Origin of the sequence: Labrenzia sp. R5_0, assembly GCF_017743835.1 — a bacterium.
Lineage (GTDB): Bacteria > Pseudomonadota > Alphaproteobacteria > Rhizobiales > Stappiaceae > Roseibium > Roseibium algicola.
Genome location: NZ_JAGHRK010000002.1, coordinates 511742 through 528416, shown reverse-complemented (window position 1 = coordinate 528416; position 16675 = coordinate 511742). Strand labels below are relative to the sequence as shown.

Genomic DNA, 16675 nt, shown 5'->3' with positions numbered 1-16675 from the left:
TCCGGTCGAGAAGCTGACTGCACCCTGACTGGAGTGATGAAAATGAACTGGGACATTATCGAAGGCAATTGGAAACAGGTTAAAGGCAAGGCCCAGGAACAGTGGGGCAAGCTGACCAACGACGATCTGGACCGGATCGAAGGCAATCGCGACCAGCTTGCCGGCAAGATCCAGGAGCTCTACGGCAAGTCGCGCGACGAAGCAGAGCGCGAAGTCGATGAGTGGGCAAGTCGCCACTGATCGTCGAACAGATGAAAAAGAGCCGGGCGATCCGTCGCCCGGCTCTTTTCGTTCGAAATTGCTGATCTGCTGGTTGCTGATCAGATTTTGAGGGCAGCCGCCGCCTTTGCACGGGTTTCAATGCCGGACCAGTCGTCCTCCGCAATCGCCTTTGCGTCGGCAATCCAGGAACCGCCAACGCACAGGACGTTCGGCAGTTTCAGATAGTCCGGAGCCTTGTCGAGGCTGACGCCGCCGGTGGGGCAGAATTTGGCCGCCGCCAGCGGGGAGGAGAGAGACTTGAGGTAGGACGCACCACCTGCCTGTTCGGCGGGGAAGAACTTCAGCCGCTCATAGCCACGTTCCAGCAGGAACATGACTTCCGATGCAGTGGCTGCACCTGGAAGCAGCGGCACGCTGTGCTGGTCGGCGGCGTCCAGCAGATTGGCGGTTGCGCCAGGGGAGACGATGAAACGGGCACCTGCAGAAACGGCGGCATCATATTGCTTGCCGTCCAGCACTGTGCCGGCACCCACAATCGCGCCTTCCACGTGCTCGTTGACCGCGTTGATCGCTTCCAGGGCATGGGCCGTGCGCAAGGTGATCTCGATGGCGGGCAGGCCGCCGCGCACAAGCGCTTCGGCCATGGGGACGGCCTTCCTGGGATCCTCCACGATCAGCACCGGGATCACCGGTGCCGCGCACATTACCTTCTCGATCTTTTCAATGTCCTGGGCCATATCGCCTCCAAAATCTCTTTCTTGTCGACCCTGCACCGACCGCGGCCGGAGCAGATCGCAGACACTATCGTGCCGAATTCACCTGGCCGATCCGGACCTGATCCTTACTCACCAAAGACATGCGCGCCAGTGTCGGCCGAGCCAACTGCACCGCGGAAGGCGGCGAAAAGGTCCCGGCCGGTGCCGAACTGGCTCTGGCTCAGGTCAGCTTCCGCCAACGGGCGTGCGTTGAATTCGGCTTCGTCGACCAGTACTTCCAATGTACCCGTCACCGCATCGACGCGGATCATGTCACCGTCACGGATTTTGGCGATCGGGCCGCCGGCCGCAGCTTCCGGGGTCACATGGATTGCCGCCGGGACCTTGCCGGAAGCACCAGACATGCGGCCGTCGGTAATCAGGGCGACCTTGTGGCCGCGGTCCTGAAGGATGCCGAGGCAGGGCGTCAGCTTGTGCAGTTCGGGCATGCCGATTGCCTTCGGGCCCTGGAATCGGACCACGGCGGCAACGTCGCCGGTCAGTTCCTTGTTGTTGAAGGCGGTCAGGAAATCGTTCTGGTCGTGGAAGACGCGGGCAGGTGCCTCGATGATGTGGCGTTCCCTGGCAACGGCCGAGATCTTGATGACGGCCTTGCCCATGTTCCCGGTAAGCATCTTCAGGCCGCCCGTCGGCTGGAAGGCCTTGGCAACGGGAGCCAGCACCGTTTCGTCGCCGGAGGTCTCCGGAACTTCTTCGCGTTGCACGTTGCCGTCTGCGTCGAGTTTCGCTTCCACGGTGTAACCGGAGAGGTCTGTGCCGTAGACGGTCTTCACGTCCTGGTGCAGGTAACCGTCACCCAGCAGTTCGCGGATCAGGAAGGCAAGGCCACCGGCGGCCTGGAAGTGGTTCACATCGGCCTTGCCGTTCGGATAGACGCGGGCCAGAAGCGGCACGACATCGGAGAGATCGGAGATGTCGTCCCAGGTCAGCCTGATGCCTGCAGCAGCAGCAATTGCCACCAGATGCATGGTGTGGTTGGTCGACCCACCCGTGGCGTGCAGGCCGACAACGCCGTTGACGATCGCCTTTTCGCTGATGACTTCACCGGCGGGGGTGAACTCGTTGCCGAGGGCGGAAATCGCGATGGCGCGCTTGGCCGCTTCCCTGGTCAGGGCGTCGCGCAGGGGCGTGCCCGGATTGACGAAGGAGGCACCCGGCATATGCAGGCCCATGATCTCCATCAGCATCTGGTTGGAGTTGGCCGTGCCGTAGAAGGTGCAGGTGCCTGGCGAATGATAGGCGCGGGACTCGCTTTCCAGCAGGGCGTCACGACCGACTTTGCCTTCGGCATAGAGCTGGCGGATCTTGGCCTTTTCGTCGTTGGAAATGCCTGTCGGCATCGGACCAGCGGGAACGAACACGGCCGGCAGATGGCCGAAGGAGAGGGCCGCGATGGCAAGACCGGGCACGATCTTGTCGCAGATGCCGAGAAAGACCGCTGCATCGAACATCTGATGCGACAGGCCGACGGCAGCAGCCATGGCGATCACATCGCGGGAAAACAGCGACAGTTCCATGCCGTCCTGCCCCTGGGTGACACCGTCGCACATGGCCGGAACGCCGCCGGCTACCTGGGCAACCGCGCCGATTTCGTGTGCGGCTTCGCGGATCAGGGCCGGATAGGTCTCGTAGGGCTGGTGGGCCGACAGCATGTCGTTATAGGAGGTGATGATGCCGAGGTTCGGTACCACGTCGCCGGAAAGGGCCTGCTTGTCGGAGAGGCCACAGGCGGCGAACCCGTGTGCGAGGTTGCCACAGGACAGGCGCGAACGCTGCGGGCCCTTGTCAGCGGCCTTGCCGATGCGGTCCAGATATCTTGAGCGGCTGTCGTGACTGCGTTTGACGATCCGTTCGGTGACGTCGCCAATGCGATCCTGGATGGTCATTGCTTCAAATCCTTTGCTAGCCGCGCCGCGGCCTGGCTGGTCCTATGTCCGGCACATAGGGCGTTGCGGCGAGCTTGCCGCTCTCTAATCGATTTAAGAGGCCGGAAACGCGCAAGGCCGGGCCTTGCGCGAGTGATATCAGTTGCTGTCGTCTTCGGCCCAGGTGCGGCCGTCACGCTCGACCAGAGCGATGGAGGCGGACGGACCCCAGGTGCCGGCGGTGTAGCCTTTCGGCGTTTCCTTGGAGGCTGCCCATGCAGCCTGGATCGGGTCGATCCACGCCCAGGCGGCGTCAACTTCGTCACGGCGCATGAACAGGGTCTGGTTGCCGCGGATCACGTCCATGATCAGGCGTTCGTAGGCATCCGGGTTACGCACCTTGAAGGCTTCGGCAAAACTCATGTCGAGCGGAACCTGACGCAGGCGCATGCCGCCGGGGCCGGGGTCCTTGATCATGATCTGCATCTGGACGCCTTCATCCGGTTGCAGACGGATGATGAGGCGGTTGGCGGTGATCGCCCCGGCTTCCGCGTCGAAGATCGAATGCGGGATCGGGCGGAACTGGACGACGATTTCCGATACACGCTGCGCCAGACGCTTGCCGGTGCGCAGGTAGAAGGGCACGCCGGCCCAACGCCAGTTGGCGATTTCCGCCTTCAGGGCGACGAAGGTTTCCGTCCGGCTTTCGTTGTTGCCGAGCTCTTCCAGGTACCCGGGAACCGCACCTCCGGCCGAAGCCCCTGCGCGGTACTGGCCGCGCACGGTAAGCTTGTCGATGCTCTGCTCGTCGATCGGGGCAAGAGCTTTCAGAACCTTCAGCTTCTCGTCGCGCACGCTGTCGGCGTTCATGCTTTCCGGCGGCTCCATCGCAACAAGGCAGAGCAGCTGCAGGATGTGGTTCTGCACCATGTCGCGCAGCGCACCTGCGGTATCGTAGTAGCCGGCACGGCCACCGGTGCCGAGCGACTCGGCCACGGTGATCTGGACGTGGTCGATATGGGCCGCGTTCCACAGCGGCTCGAACAGGGCATTGGCAAAGCGCAGGGCCATCAGGTTCTGCACCGTTTCCTTGCCGAGATAGTGGTCGATACGGAAGATCTGGTGTTCGTTGAACACAGCGCCGACCGTGTCGTTGAGCGCCCTGGCGGACTTGCCGTCCTTGCCGATGGGTTTTTCCATGACGACGCGGGAATGGTCGTTGACGACGCCGATCCGGCCGAGGTTCTCGCAGATCGTGCCGAAGAGATCCGGGCCGACTGCAAGATAGAAGGCGCGGATGACTTCAGGGCGTTCGTCCAGGATGGTTCTCAGATCTTCAAAGCCGTCGCCTGTGGCGATGTCGATCTTGACGTAGCGCAGGCGCTTCAGGAACTGCTGAAGATGCTCGTCGTCCAGATCCTTGACGTGTTCTTCAAGCGCGGCCTTGGCATAATCGCGATAGTCGTCGTCGGAATAGTCCCGGCGGGCACTGCAGATGATGCGGGCGTTTTCCGGCATCTGGCCGTCCGCGTCGCGGTGATAAAGGGCAGGCAGAAGCTTGCGGTGGGCGAGGTCTCCGGAGGCTCCGAAAACGACGAGGTCGAATTCTTCAACTTCAATGACGCGTACCGCCATAAAACATCCCTTCTCACAGCTGCCAGTCCGATGGGCCGCTCCGGCCTGGACCGTTTTCGACTGCCTTTTAAATCGATTTAATTCTCTTGTCAGCCCCTCATTTCAGGGCCGACCACTCTTTTTCCAGTTCGCTCCTGCGCGGCAGATCCGCTCCCCGCCGGGAGCAAGTGATGGCAGCTGCCCCGACAGCGAAGTCAAGAAGACGATTTAGCTGGCCGGCGTCAAGGGCTGCAAGCGCATCACGGTCGGTTGCACCTAGATGTTTCAGTCCTGCAAGCAGGGCTGCCTGGAAGGTGTCGCCCGCGCCAACGGTGTCTTCAACGGTTACCTTGATGCCCGGACGGCTGACTTCGATGCCTTCGGCAAATGCGGTTGCACCGTCGCCGCCCCGTGTGACGATGACCAGCGAAGCCCCCATGCCGAGCCAGGCGCGGGCAATGGTTTCGACGGGTTCACCGGGAGCGATCAGGGCAAGGTCTTCGTCCGACACTTTGACGACATCCGTCAACGGAACAAGGCTTTCCGTATTGCGGCGCCAGAGCGCCATGTCCGGTACCACGGTCGGGCGTATGTTCGGGTCGAAGGAGACCAGCGTATGGTCTCGCTCGCGTTCGATCAGAGCCCTGAAGGCGGCCGAAACCGGCTCGACCAGTGCCGTGTAGGACCCGATGTGCAGAAACAATGGCGGTTCGTCGAACTGCGGCAGGTCATCGACGGTCACCATGCGGTCAGCCGCGTTCTCGCCGTAGAACGTATAGGCAGGAGAGCCGTGCTCATCCTTCTGGACGAGGCTGAGCGTCGTCAGGTAGTCAGTCCTCAGGATATAGCGTTCCGAAACGCCTTCACTGCGGAACTTCTGGGCCAGACGTTCGCCAAGGGCATCGCGTGAAATGCCGCCGAAAAACCCGGCGTCCTCTTCAAGGCGCGCCAGCCCCATGGCCACGTTGAAGGGGGATCCGCCGATACGGGCGTCGAAAGAAACACTGTCGCCGGAACCGGCTTCTCCAAAGAGATCGAACAGTGCTTCGCCGCAAATCAAAAACATATACGTTCTGGTCTTTCGTCGTTTGTCAGGAACCGCATCGACGGCGGATTCATGGCTTTGTGTCATTTCGCGGCAGCGGCCTTTCAGACCACCGCCTCATCCGAAGGAGGCCCGCAAGGCGCCGAACTCGCCGCCCATCCTTCGAGACGAACCTTTCGGTTCTCCTCAGGATGAGGGTGTGGGGAGGAGTGGGCTGAACCCGGTGTCTCCTGCCACCTTATTGGTTTCAACGAGGCGCGCCAATGGCGCTCGTTGCATGTGTCTTCTCTGACCCTACAGCGGCTCATCAATCCACCACCTCATCCTGAGGAGGGCCATAGGCCTGTCTCGAAGGATGGGCCACGAACGCTGATTTTGCCGCCCATCCTTCGAGACGAACCTTTCGGTTCTCTTCGGGACGAGGGTTCGGGTGGGAGAGGTGCTGAACCCGATGTCTCCCGTTCCCTTATTGGTTCCAACAAGGCCTGCCAATGGCACCCGTTGACTGACCTTTCTCCACCTCACAGCGGCTCATCAAACCGCCACCTCATCCTGAGGAGGGCCATAGGCCCGTCTCGAAGGATGGGCCACGAACGCTGATTTTACCGCCCGTCCTTCGGGACGAACCTTTCGGTTCTCTTCGGGACGAGGTCCCGGGTAGGAGGCGCCGCATGAAGGCACCTCCCGTTTTTCTTCCCTGGCCTAGGCCGCCATGCTGTCCGGCGGATCCATCGCTCCAGTCATGATCGCCACCGCATCGGACATGGAAAAGTCCGACGGTTTGATGACACAAGCCCGGCTGCCCAGCCGATGAATGTGGATACGGTCGGCAACCTCGAAGACATGGGGCATGTTGTGACTGATCAGTACGATGGGCAAGCCCCTGGCCCTGACATCCTTGATCAGCTCCAGCACGCGCCGGCTTTCTTTGACGCCGAGAGCGGCGGTCGGCTCGTCCATGATCACGACCTTGGAGCCGAAAGCGGCCGCCCGTGCCACCGCCACACCCTGGCGCTGACCGCCGGAAAGCGTTTCAACCGCCTGGTTGATGTTCTGAATGGTGAGCAGCCCAAGTTCGTTCAGCTTTTCGCGGGCGATCTCTTCCATCTTCTTTCGGTCCAGCTGGCGCAGCCAGGTGCCGCGGAAGCCGGGTTTCTTCAACTCACGGCCCATGAACATGTTGTCGGTGATCGACAGGGCAGGGGACATGGCCAGGGTCTGGTACACCGTCTCGATCCCGGCTTCGCGGGCGTCGATGGGCGAGGTGAAGTGGACGGGCTTGCCATCGAGCAGGATCTCTCCGCCATCAGGCTGCACGGCTCCGCTGAGAGCCTTGATCAAGGTGGATTTGCCGGCCCCATTGTCGCCGATCACGGCGAGGATCTCGCCGGGATAGAGTTCGAAGTCGGCTCGGTCCATGGCCACGACACGGCCGTAGCGCTTGACCAGTTTACGCGCTTGCAGGACAGGTTCCATCACACAGATACCTTTCTGATCCATTGGTCGATCGCGACCGCGCCGATGATGAGGATGCCGATCAGCAGGTAGGTCCACTGCGCATCGGCGCCGAGCAGGCGCAGGCTGAGCGTGAACACACCGACGATGAGTGCGCCGAACAGGGTGCCGAGCACGGATCCACGTCCGCCGAAGAGCGAGATGCCGCCGATCACCACGGCTGTGATGGATTCGATGTTGGCAAGCTGACCCGTGGTCGGGGAGACCGAACCGATGCGGCCGATCATCGCCCAGCCGGCGAAGGCGCAGATAAGCCCGGACAGCATGTAGACCGATATCAGAACCTTTTTCACCTGCACGCCCGAAAGCTGCGCGGCCTCCGGATCGTCGCCAACGGCGTAGACATGCCTGCCCCAGGCTGTCTGACGCAGGGCGTAGGCCAGCACCAGCACCAGTAGCACCATGAAGATGACGCCGTAGGTGAAGACTGCGCCGCCGACATTGACCTTTTTGCCGAAGAACTGAAGCAGCGGTGCCACTTCGGCGATTTCCTGCGACCGGATGGTCTCATTGGCCGAATAAAGGAAGTTGGTGGCAAGCACGATCTGCCACATGCCGAGCGTCACGATGAAGGGAGGCAGCTTGACGATGGCGACAAGGAAGCCGTTGAGATACCCGCAAAAGGTACCGCAAATAAGGCCGCAGACGATGGAGACCTCCACCGGCAAACCATAGCGGAAGGTGAACTGCCCCATGACGACGGAGGACAGCACCATGATCGCGCCGACCGACAGATCGATGCCGGCGGTCAGGATGACGATGCTCTGTGCTGCCGCCACGATGCCGACGATCTGGACCTGCTGCAGGATCAGCGTCAATGCGAAGGGGGAGAACAGTTTCGATCCGAGCAGCAGCCCGAAAACGACAAGGGAGAGTACCAGGACGATCAGCGGAACCAGTGATGGGGTCTGGTGCAGCGTGTGCTGGATTTTATGCCCGATCCCATGACGTTCGTCATCGAATGAGGCGACAGCTTGCGGTCCGGAGGTGGCAGCGGATTCGTAGTCCGCCGGCCCCTTGGCCGTTTTGCTTTCTAAGGTCATGCCCGTTTAACCTTCTTTGCGCCGGTTTTGAAAAAAGGGGCAAGGTCGCCCATGCCCCTTTTGATCTCGTTCAGGGGTGTCTTAGCCCCAGCAGAGATCCGTTCCCTTGGCGGTGTCGATGGATTCGACGCCTTCAACCGGCTTGTCGGTCACAAGGGCAACACCGGTATCGAAGAAGTCCTTGCCTTCGGTCGGCTCCGGCTTGGTGCCATTGTCGGCCCAGGCCTTGATGGCCTCGATGCCGAGCGATGCCATCAGCAGCGGATACTGCTGCGAGGTGGCGCCGATAACACCGTCCTTGACGTTCTGAACACCCGGGCAACCGCCGTCGACAGAAACGATGAGCACGTCGTTTTCGCGGCCGATGGCCTTCAGTGCTTCATAGGCGCCGGCAGCAGCGGGTTCGTTGATCGTGTAGACCACGTTGACCATCGGATCCTTGGCAAGCAGGTTTTCCATGGCCTTGCGGCCACCTTCCTCGTTACCTGCGGTCACGTCGTTGCCGACGATGCGCGGATCGGTTTCGTCACCCCACTTGTTCGGGTCGCCAAGCTCGATGCCGAAGCCCTGCAGGAAGCCCTGGTCACGCAGCACGCCGACGGTTGGCTGGCTGATGCCGAGATCAAGCATGGCGATCTTGGCATTGGCTGCCTCGTCGCCCAGGCTGGCCGCGGCCCACTGGCCGATCAGCTCACCTGCCTTGAAGTTGTCGGTGGCGAAGGTTGCGTCGGCTGCGTCGATGGGATCGAGCGGCGTGTCGAGTGCAATCACCAGAAGGCCGGCGTCGCGCGCCTGCTGGACAGCCGGCACGATGGACGACGTGTCGGATGCAGTCAGCAGGATGCCCTTGGCACCGTCAGCAATGCAGGTTTCGATCGCTGCCACCTGGGTTTCATGGTCGCCGTCGATCTTGCCTGCGAAGGACTTCAGTTCGATGCCGAGTTCTTCAGCCTTTGCGGTGGCGCCTTCCTTCATTTTCACGAAGAACGGGTTGGTGTCCGTCTTGGTGATCAGGCAGGCGGAGATGTCTGCTGCGACTGCCGGAGTGGCAGCCATGGCGGCGAGAACGGAACCGGTCGCGAGTAGTTTGCGGATCATTTGCGTTTTTCCTCCCTGGCCAATTCAGGTTGAACGGTTGGGTGTGGCCAGATGTGACCCCAACCGTGCTGCCCGTGCCGGAAAGCTGGCTCTATCCTCCGAGCTGCCAGCCCCGGCGGGTCCGGTGTCTTTCCCGCCCGTCAGGATTGCTGCCCTGGGCGAGAAATTGAAGAATTGCGGCAGGCTGGCTGCGCCGATGGCGCCTGCGTCGTGGCCAAAGCTGCCGATTTCGATGTCGGGTGAATGGCGTTTCTCAGGCGCGGCCTTTTCCACGGCCTTTTTCAAGGCGGCCCGGAACGTTTCCGGGAACGGGCCACCAAGGTCGCCGTCGAGAACGACCAGCGGAACATCCAGAAGCGCATAGGCCGAGCGCAGGGCAAGTGCGAGCGCTTCGGCGCAGTCTTCCAGCCACTCGGTGTATTTCGGATCTCCGGTTTCAACCGCGTGCTGCAAGTCGGAGCGGTTGAGCTTTGGAAAATCTTCCGGCGACATGTGCCGGGCGAGTGCCACCAGCGATGCGCGGGTCAGCAGCAGGTCCCAGGAATTGCGGGCCTTTGGTGCGGTGGTCAGCGTGCTTGGCGGGACGGGGATCATGGCAACGTCGCCTGCGTTGCCGGATACACCGCGCACCACATCGCCCTTCAGGATCAGGCCGCCACCAATCGCAGGTCCAAGGAAAAGATAGACGAAATTGTCGTTTTGCCGGCCCAGACCGTAGAAGAGTTCGGCCACCGCGGCTGCCGTGCCGTCGTTCTCGCTGAACACCGGCAGGCCGGTTGCCTTTTCAAGGGCGTCGGTCAGGTCGAAGTCTTCCCACTTCATGAAATCGGCCTGGGGCAGGCCCAGTTCATGCAGCCAGGCACCGAGGTTGAACGGTTGCGCCAGGCCGATGCCGGTGATGCGGGACTGGTCTTCCTTGCTCAGATGCTGGCGCAGGAATTCCAGATCGTCCTTGAGGATTTCCATGGCCTCTTCGGGCGCAGGCAGGATCATGTCATGAAGCCGGCGGGCAATCAGCTGGCCGGAAAAATCCATCAACACGGTTTCCATGTTGGTCCGGTCCAGCCGCACCCCGAAGGAATAGGCGCCGCGCGGGGCAAGCCGGAGAATGGTTGCCGGTTGCCCGCGACTGCCGTCGTGGCGCTTGCCGGCTTCCACGATCAGCCCTTCCTCGATGAGGTTCTGGATGATGGCGCCGATGGCCGCGTTTGTCAGCTGGACCGCCCGGGCGAGTTCCGCCTTGGAGGCCTCACCGGCACGCCGAAGGATCTGAAGTACGATGCGTTCGTTGTACCGGCGCAATTGCGCGGAATTCGAACCACGGCCGCTTTTTGGCGTGTCCTCCACCGGTCTTGCTCCTCCCCAGGAACTGCCTGCTCTCGTCGGCGGCATCAGAATAAATAAGTTTGATAAAATTATTCGCCCAAGTGGCCCGGCTGTCAATCGCAATCTGTTTTGCAACGCACGTTTTCGATATTGTGGCGCGGTAAGTCTCTGCGCAACAACACGAAAAATTCTCGCCTGCCTCGGTAACATTTTTCCGGCAGGGGCCGGTCTGGCACATCCGCGCAGCCTGGGTGCGCACGGGATTGACGGGCGATCCGTATTTCAGCTCTTTCGTGCAGGACATCCTAACACACCTTCGCGAAATCGTTGCCGGAGCTTTCAACATCCGTATTGTCGGGGAGGGACGAGAATCGGAGACAAAAAATGCCGGCCACACATGACGAAGCGTTTCTTGAACGGGCGATTGCCGCTGGAGCAGGGGAACGCCCTGCCGATCTGGTGATAAAGAATGTCAGCCTGTTCAGCGTTGTCGACGGATCTACGGTCGAAACGGATATTGCGATCGTCGGTGACAGGATTGTCGGCACGCACGGGCAGTATGAAGCCGCGGAAACCATCGACGGCAGCGGACTGACCGCCGTTCCCGGTTTCATCGACACGCATCTTCATGTGGAATCGTCTCTGGTCACACCGTTCGAATTTGACCGCTGCGTGCTGCCGCACGGAGTGACCACAGCCATTTGCGACCCGCATGAGATTGCCAACGTTCTGGGTGCCGAAGGGATCCGTTATTTCCTCGACAGTTCTCTGGAAACAGTGATGGACCTCAAGGTCAATCTCTCGTCCTGCGTTCCTGCAACGGCTTTTGAAACAGCCGGGGCCTGCCTGGAGATCGAGGACCTGCTGCCGTTCCGCGATCATCCAAGCGTGATCGGCCTTGCCGAATTCATGAATTTTCCAGGTGTGCTTGCGCGCGATCCCAAGGTGCTGGCGAAGCTTGCCGCCTTTCAGGACGGTCATATCGACGGCCATGCGCCTCTGCTTCAGGGTATCGGCCTCAACGGTTATCTGGCCGCAGGCATCCGCACCGACCACGAGGCAACCTCCGCCGAGGAGGCGCTGGAAAAGCTCGCCAAAGGCATGACGATCCTGATGCGGGAAGGCTCCGTTTCCAAGGACCTGGAAGCGCTGGCTCCGATCCTGACACCGGATGTTTCGGCTTTCGTCGCGCTGTGCACGGACGACCGCAATCCGCTCGATATTGCCGAGGAAGGCCACCTCGACAGCATGATCCGCCGCCTGATCGCCAAGGGTATCCGTCCGCTGGACGCCTATCGGGCCGCAAGCTGGTCGGCGGCCAATGCCTTTGGCCTGAAAGACAGGGGCGTGATTGCACCGGGCAAGCGCGCAGACATTGCGCTGTTGAGCGACTTTGCCGATTGCCGTGTGGCGCAAGTGATCTGCGGCGGTGTTCTGGCGACGGACGAAGCATTTGCAAATAGAACCATCGTCCCGCCGGTTGGCCTCGACAGCGTGCATGTCGGCCAGGTCACCGCGTCAAAGTTCGATATACCGGCGCGCAACAGCGAGGCCGACGTTATCGGTGTGGTGCCGGGCAGGATCATCACCGAACACCTGAAGCGCACCTTGCCGGTGACCGGCGGCAAGACGCTGGCCGATCTTGATCAGGATGTGCTGAAGGTCGCCGTCGTGGAGCGGCACAAGGGCACTGGCAACATCGGCCTCGGTTTCGTCAATGGTTTCGGCATGAAACAGGGCGCAATTGCTTCGTCCGTCGGCCATGACAGCCACAACATCTGCGTGGTCGGCGCGGATGAGGAAGCCATGGCCCACGCGGTCAACCGGGTGATCGCCATGAAGGGCGGATTTGCCGTTGCCGACAAGGATGGTGTGAAAGCCGAACTTGCTCTGCCGCTGGCGGGACTGATGAGCCTCGAACCGTTCGAAACGGTGAAGGAGGAGCTGGAGCACCTTCGTGCCGCCGCCAAGGATCTCGGCTGTACGCTGGCCGAACCGTTTCTGCAGGTCGCCTTCCTGCCTTTGCCGGTCATTCCGCATCTGAAGATCACCGATTTTGGCGTCTTCGATGTCAACAAATTCGAACTGATCGATCAGGGGAGTTGATGCGCGCCTTCAGTACTGGCGCAATCGTGCTCGAAAACGTGCCCATTTCCGCGCGGATCGCAACGCCAGAAACAGGAGGACAGCTCCGGCAACAAGGGACCAGAACAGGATCTGGCTGTCGAGAGAAAACCTGTCCAAACTGCGGGTGGGATAGGCAATCTTCGGATTGAGCGGCAAATAAGTGACGTTCAGAGCGCCGTCTGTCTCTCGGATGATCTCCCCAGGCTTTATCCTGAAATCCAGAGTTTGGGCCGGTGCGTTCGTTGGGTTGATTTCAACGACGATCCTTTCGTCGTGCCAGCTTTTGAAGTTCTTGAAAGTGTTCCGGTAATTGGAACGATAATGCGCCCAAGCCTTGTCCCCATCGGGCGTGTCGTTGATAATGACCAGAACCTTGCCGGGGGTGGTTTCGCCAAAGCCCTTCAGAAGCCAGTACTTCAAACCGCTGTCGTGGTGGAAATAAATTGAGATCGCGACAGCGCTAGCTACAAAAAACAGGATGGCCAGGTGAAGCGCGTGGCTGTCTTCTGCCGCTTCTTTCGGGTTATACAAAGGCAACACCTTTCGTTCGAGTATTGCACCAAGATATGCACCTAAAAGTAGCAGTGACGCAATTCCTCAAGACAAAAATCTATGGGTCTGGTTCGCTCCAGCGTTCGGAATGCGCGCGACACCTTCCTGCCTTTGCCGGGCATTTCGCATCTGAAGATCACCGAATTCGGTTTCTTCGATGTCAACAAGCTCGAACTGGTCGATCAGGGGAGCTGAAACAGGTCTTTCGATGATCCTCACTCTTGCCGTTTCCGGATACCGCTCGCTACGCGACATCGTCCTACCGCTCGACCGCATCACCCTGGTGACGGGTGCGAACGGCAGCGGCAAGTCGAGCCTTTACCGGTCGATCCGTTTGCTGGCGGAAGTCTCGCAAGGCCAGGCGATTGCCTCGCTGGCTGCGGAAGGTGGCCTCAATTCGACGCTCTGGGCGGGGCCTGAAGCTTTTTCCAGGGCAATGAAACAGGGCGAAGTGCCGGTTCAGGGAACCGTGCGCAAGGGTGTGGTCAGTCTGAAGCTTGGCTTTGCCGATGAGGACTACGGCTATGCGATAGATCTCGGTCTGCCGGCGGACGCCGGGCGTTCGCTGTTTTCCATGGATCCGGAAATCAAGGCCGAGGCCCTTTGGGCTGGCGAAGCCTTGTCCCGTTCGAACGAGATCGCGGCCAGAAACGGCCCGACGGTTCGGGTTCTCAATGCCCACGGGCAGCGCATACCGGTTTTCCAGAACCTTGCACGCTTCGACAGCATGATGACCCACGCCGCCGATCCGAAAGACGGTCTGGAACTTCTGGTCATGCGCGAACGCATGCGCGCCTGGCGTTTTTATGATCACCTGCGCACCGACAGGGACGCTCCCGCGCGGTTTCCCAAGATAGGAACACGGACACCTGTGCTGAGCGGAGATGGCGGGGATCTGGCAGCCGCTCTTCAGACCATCCAGGAAATTGGTGACGAGCGGGCTCTGGAAGAGGCTGTCGATGACGCATTCCCCGGAGCATCCGTCAGGATTTCAGTCAACGACGGCTATTTTGAACTGCTGATGCAGCAGAAGGGGCTGCTGCGCGAGCTACGGGCCAGTGAACTGTCTGACGGAACGCTCCGGTATCTCCTGTTGACGGCGGCGCTTTTATCACCGCGCCCGGCGCCCTTGGTGGTGCTGAACGAGCCCGAGACAAGCCTCCATCCGGCATTGCTGGAGCCTCTCGCCCGGCTGATTGCACGGGCCGCGGAAAAGACGCAGGTGATCGTCGTTTCCCATGCGGAAGAACTGGTGTCCGTGCTGTCGTCGGAAAGAGGCTGCATGCGCTACGATCTGCGCAAGGAACTTGGCGAGACGGTTGTGGATAGCGCTGACACACCTCGCTGGAATTGGCCAAAGAGATAAACCGCCTGTTTTGCGGAGTTGTCTATAAGTTTTTGATTTGACGTCTCTATTGCCAACCGGCTCAGCTGGCTTATCTTAAGCGGATGGTTCTTCACGCGCAAAAAAACGACGAGGTGTCGTTACGTCGCGAGTTGACGTGAACGGAAGGTTGCGTCATGTCAGAAGAGACCCAAAGAGGTGACGCCTCATTGGTGGCCGGGCCCTTGAGGAGGACCATTTCGCGGTACGGATTTTGTCCGGATCACGAAATTTCAGGATAAAGGCCCGTCCGCGCAGTGAAGCGATAAAACGCGTTGGAGAACGTAATGACGACTGCGGAGGAGTGGAACGCGGCGTTCAAGCCCCGTCCAGTACACGAGTATCTCGAGACGACCGTTGCCCAATACGGGACCCGTCCTGCCTGTGATTTCATGGGCAAGGTGTGGACTTATGCCGAGTTCGGCGCGCTGGTCGACAGGACGGCTGCCGGACTGCAGGCGATGGGCGTCGGCCCGGGTGTTCACGTCGGCCTATGCCTGCCAAACACGCCTTTCTACACGATCTTCTATTTCGCGGTTCTGAAGATCGGCGCCACGGTCGCCAACTTCAATCCGCTCTACGTCGAGCGCGAACTGTCATTCCAGGCGCGAGATGCCGATGTGCGCATCATGGTGACCATGGATCTGAAGGTGATCTACGACAAGGTCGAGGAGGTTCGCAGGGAACGGGCGCTCGACAAGATCATCGTCTGCCCGATGGCCTGGTGCCTGCCGACGATCAAGAAGGTGCTGTTCAGTCTGTTCAAGCGAAAGGAACTGGCGGACATTCCCCGTGATGACGCCCACATTCGTTTCGAAGACCTGCAGACGAGGGGAGACAAGCCCAGGCCGGTCGCAATCGATCCGGCAAACGATATTGCGGTGCTGCAGTATACCGGGGGCACCACCGGCGTTCCCAAGGGCGCGATGCTGACGCACAGAAACCTGTCGGCCAATATCGAGCAGATGCGCTGCGTCTTCGAAAAGGCGCGGCCGGGCGAAGAAAAGATGCTGTGCGTTCTGCCGTTCTTCCACGTCTTCGCAATGACGGTGGGGCAGAACCTGTCAATCATTTTGGGCGCTGAAATGGTGCTGCAGCCGCGCTTTGAGCTGAAGTCGCTGCTGGAAGCGGTCAAGCGCAAGAAGGTAACCCTCTTTCCGGGTGTGCCGACGATCTACACGGCCATCAACAACTCGCCCATGACGGAGAATTACGATCTGACCAGCATCAGGATCTGCTTGTCGGGCGGCGCGCCGTTGCCGGTGGAGGTCAAGGAAAGCTTTGAAAAGATCACGGGCTGCATTCTGGTGGAAGGGTACGGCCTCACCGAAACGTCGCCAGTTGCCGCGGTCAACCCGCTGGACGACAGCCGCCGGGCGGGTTCCATCGGAAGGCTGGTGCCGGGGACCAGTGCCCGCTTCGTGAGTATCGAGGACCGCGAAACCGTGGTTCCGGCAGGCGAGAAGGGCGAGTTGCTGCTGCATGGGCCCCAGGTGATGAAGGGCTACTGGAAGCGCGAGGACGCGACCGCCGAGACCATCACCCATGACGGCTATCTGCATACGGGTGATGTTGGTTATCAGGATGATGGCGGCTTCATCTATCTGGTCGACAGGATCAAGGACCTGATCCTGTGCTCTGGATATAACGTCTATCCGCGTGTCATCGAGGAAGCGATCTACCAGCACGAGGCCGTGGACGAGACCATCGTCATTGCCGTGCCGGATGCCTATCGCGGCCAGAGCCCGAAGGCCTTCATCAAGCTGAAGGAAGGTCATTCGCTCACCGCCGATGACATGAAGGCCTTCCTGAAGGACCATTTGTCGACGATCGAACTGCCAAGAGACTATGAGTTCCGTGACGAGTTGCCGAAAACCATGGTCGGCAAATTGTCGAAGAAGGAACTGGTCGAGGAAGAATCCCAGAAGCGGGTAGCGGCGGAAGCCCGGAGCGCCTGAGCGCACCGTTCCTGAAAACACTGGAAGCGCTCTCAATCGAGCGCTTCCGTGCAATGCTTTCTGTCTAAACCGACACAATTTTCATGTCACGCAGAGCGGGTTTCCACCTGACAAGCAGTCACACTGCTGTCGCATAAACCCGTTGCAACG

Annotated in this window: 14 protein-coding genes; 5 read left to right on the top strand and 9 right to left on the bottom strand. The window is 60.4% G+C overall.

Translation table 11 applies throughout. From position 1 onward, the window contains the following. Window positions 1-42: 42 nt before the first annotated feature. Window positions 43-240 carry a CsbD family protein gene (locus tag J7447_RS11265; RefSeq protein WP_031269168.1) on the top strand — a complete coding sequence of 66 codons (198 nt, stop codon included), beginning with the start codon at window positions 43-45 and terminating at the stop codon, window positions 238-240. Between the two features lie 80 nt (window positions 241-320). Here J7447_RS11265 and eda read toward each other — a convergent pair whose 3' ends face one another. From eda to J7447_RS11225, 8 genes are all read right to left on the bottom strand, one after another. Next, the gene (gene eda, locus J7447_RS11260) at window positions 321-959 is read right to left on the bottom strand and encodes a bifunctional 4-hydroxy-2-oxoglutarate aldolase/2-dehydro-3-deoxy-phosphogluconate aldolase (protein WP_023000616.1); all 639 of its coding nucleotides are present in this window, start codon (window positions 957-959) and stop codon (window positions 321-323) included. 104 nt (window positions 960-1063) lie between these two features. Continuing rightward, window positions 1064-2884, bottom strand: coding sequence for a phosphogluconate dehydratase (gene edd / locus J7447_RS11255; RefSeq protein WP_209169630.1), 1821 nt, complete (start codon window positions 2882-2884; stop codon window positions 1064-1066). Window positions 2885-3022: 138 nt separating this feature from the next. Beyond that, on the bottom strand, window positions 3023-4498 hold the full coding sequence (gene zwf / locus J7447_RS11250; RefSeq protein ID WP_055655338.1) for a glucose-6-phosphate dehydrogenase: 1476 nt from the start codon (window positions 4496-4498) through the stop codon (window positions 3023-3025). 97 nt (window positions 4499-4595) lie between these two features. Then, on the bottom strand, window positions 4596-5543 hold the full coding sequence (locus J7447_RS11245; RefSeq protein WP_168684450.1) for a carbohydrate kinase: 948 nt from the start codon (window positions 5541-5543) through the stop codon (window positions 4596-4598). Window positions 5544-6224: 681 nt separating this feature from the next. Continuing rightward, complete coding sequence (locus J7447_RS11240; protein ID WP_208984213.1) at window positions 6225-7022, bottom strand: ATP-binding cassette domain-containing protein; 798 nt, start codon at window positions 7020-7022, stop codon at window positions 6225-6227. Beyond that, window positions 6998-8080, bottom strand: coding sequence for an ABC transporter permease (locus J7447_RS11235; protein ID WP_209169629.1), 1083 nt, complete (start codon window positions 8078-8080; stop codon window positions 6998-7000). Before J7447_RS11235 ends, J7447_RS11240 begins: the two co-directional genes overlap by 25 nt. Window positions 8081-8161: 81 nt before the next feature. After that, complete coding sequence (locus J7447_RS11230) at window positions 8162-9178, bottom strand: sugar ABC transporter substrate-binding protein (RefSeq protein WP_023000622.1); 1017 nt, start codon at window positions 9176-9178, stop codon at window positions 8162-8164. 24 nt (window positions 9179-9202) lie between these two features. Beyond that, entirely contained in the window at window positions 9203-10525 is a 1323-nt protein-coding gene (locus J7447_RS11225; protein WP_201030462.1) for an ROK family transcriptional regulator, read from the bottom strand. Window positions 10526-10888: 363 nt separating this feature from the next. Here J7447_RS11225 and ade point away from each other — a divergent pair, with 363 nt between their 5' ends. Further along, a complete protein-coding gene (ade, locus tag J7447_RS11220) occupies window positions 10889-12610 on the top strand; it encodes an adenine deaminase (RefSeq protein WP_209169628.1) in 1722 nt (573 codons plus the stop codon). Between the two features lie 9 nt (window positions 12611-12619). Here the strand turns inward: ade and J7447_RS11215 are convergent, their stop codons facing one another. After that, window positions 12620-13162, bottom strand: a complete 543-nt coding sequence (locus J7447_RS11215; protein WP_023000625.1) for a hypothetical protein — start codon at window positions 13160-13162, stop codon at window positions 12620-12622. An 81-nt stretch (window positions 13163-13243) separates the two neighbouring features. On the opposite strand from J7447_RS11215, the gene J7447_RS31290 reads away from it, so the two are divergent. The 3 genes from J7447_RS31290 (at window position 13244) to J7447_RS11205 (ending at window position 16525) form a co-directional block, all read left to right on the top strand. Then, window positions 13244-13378 carry a hypothetical protein gene (locus J7447_RS31290; protein ID WP_023000626.1) on the top strand — a complete coding sequence of 45 codons (135 nt, stop codon included), beginning with the start codon at window positions 13244-13246 and terminating at the stop codon, window positions 13376-13378. A gap of 13 nt (window positions 13379-13391) precedes the next feature. Then, entirely contained in the window at window positions 13392-14549 is a 1158-nt protein-coding gene (locus J7447_RS11210) for an AAA family ATPase (protein WP_023000627.1), read from the top strand. A 305-nt stretch (window positions 14550-14854) separates the two neighbouring features. Beyond that, window positions 14855-16525 (top strand): long-chain fatty acid--CoA ligase, encoded by a 1671-nt coding sequence (locus J7447_RS11205; RefSeq protein ID WP_209169627.1) that lies wholly within the window; start codon window positions 14855-14857, stop codon window positions 16523-16525. The last annotated feature ends 150 nt before the right edge of the window (window positions 16526-16675 follow it).

Coding starts and splice junctions, on each gene's coding strand:
- edd (WP_209169630.1), bottom strand. CDS start 2,884: ATGACCATCCAGGATCGCATTGGCGACGTCACCGAACGGATCGTCAAA.
- J7447_RS31290 (WP_023000626.1), top strand. CDS start 13,244: ATGGGTCTGGTTCGCTCCAGCGTTCGGAATGCGCGCGACACCTTCCTG.
- zwf (WP_055655338.1), bottom strand. CDS start 4,498: ATGGCGGTACGCGTCATTGAAGTTGAAGAATTCGACCTCGTCGTTTTC.
- J7447_RS11210 (WP_023000627.1), top strand. CDS start 13,392: ATGATCCTCACTCTTGCCGTTTCCGGATACCGCTCGCTACGCGACATC.
- J7447_RS11240 (WP_208984213.1), bottom strand. CDS start 7,022: ATGGATCAGAAAGGTATCTGTGTGATGGAACCTGTCCTGCAAGCGCGT.
- eda (WP_023000616.1), bottom strand. CDS start 959: ATGGCCCAGGACATTGAAAAGATCGAGAAGGTAATGTGCGCGGCACCG.
- J7447_RS11230 (WP_023000622.1), bottom strand. CDS start 9,178: ATGATCCGCAAACTACTCGCGACCGGTTCCGTTCTCGCCGCCATGGCT.
- J7447_RS11235 (WP_209169629.1), bottom strand. CDS start 8,080: ATGACCTTAGAAAGCAAAACGGCCAAGGGGCCGGCGGACTACGAATCC.
- J7447_RS11245 (WP_168684450.1), bottom strand. CDS start 5,543: ATGTTTTTGATTTGCGGCGAAGCACTGTTCGATCTCTTTGGAGAAGCC.
- J7447_RS11265 (WP_031269168.1), top strand. CDS start 43: ATGAACTGGGACATTATCGAAGGCAATTGGAAACAGGTTAAAGGCAAG.
- J7447_RS11205 (WP_209169627.1), top strand. CDS start 14,855: ATGACGACTGCGGAGGAGTGGAACGCGGCGTTCAAGCCCCGTCCAGTA.
- ade (WP_209169628.1), top strand. CDS start 10,889: ATGCCGGCCACACATGACGAAGCGTTTCTTGAACGGGCGATTGCCGCT.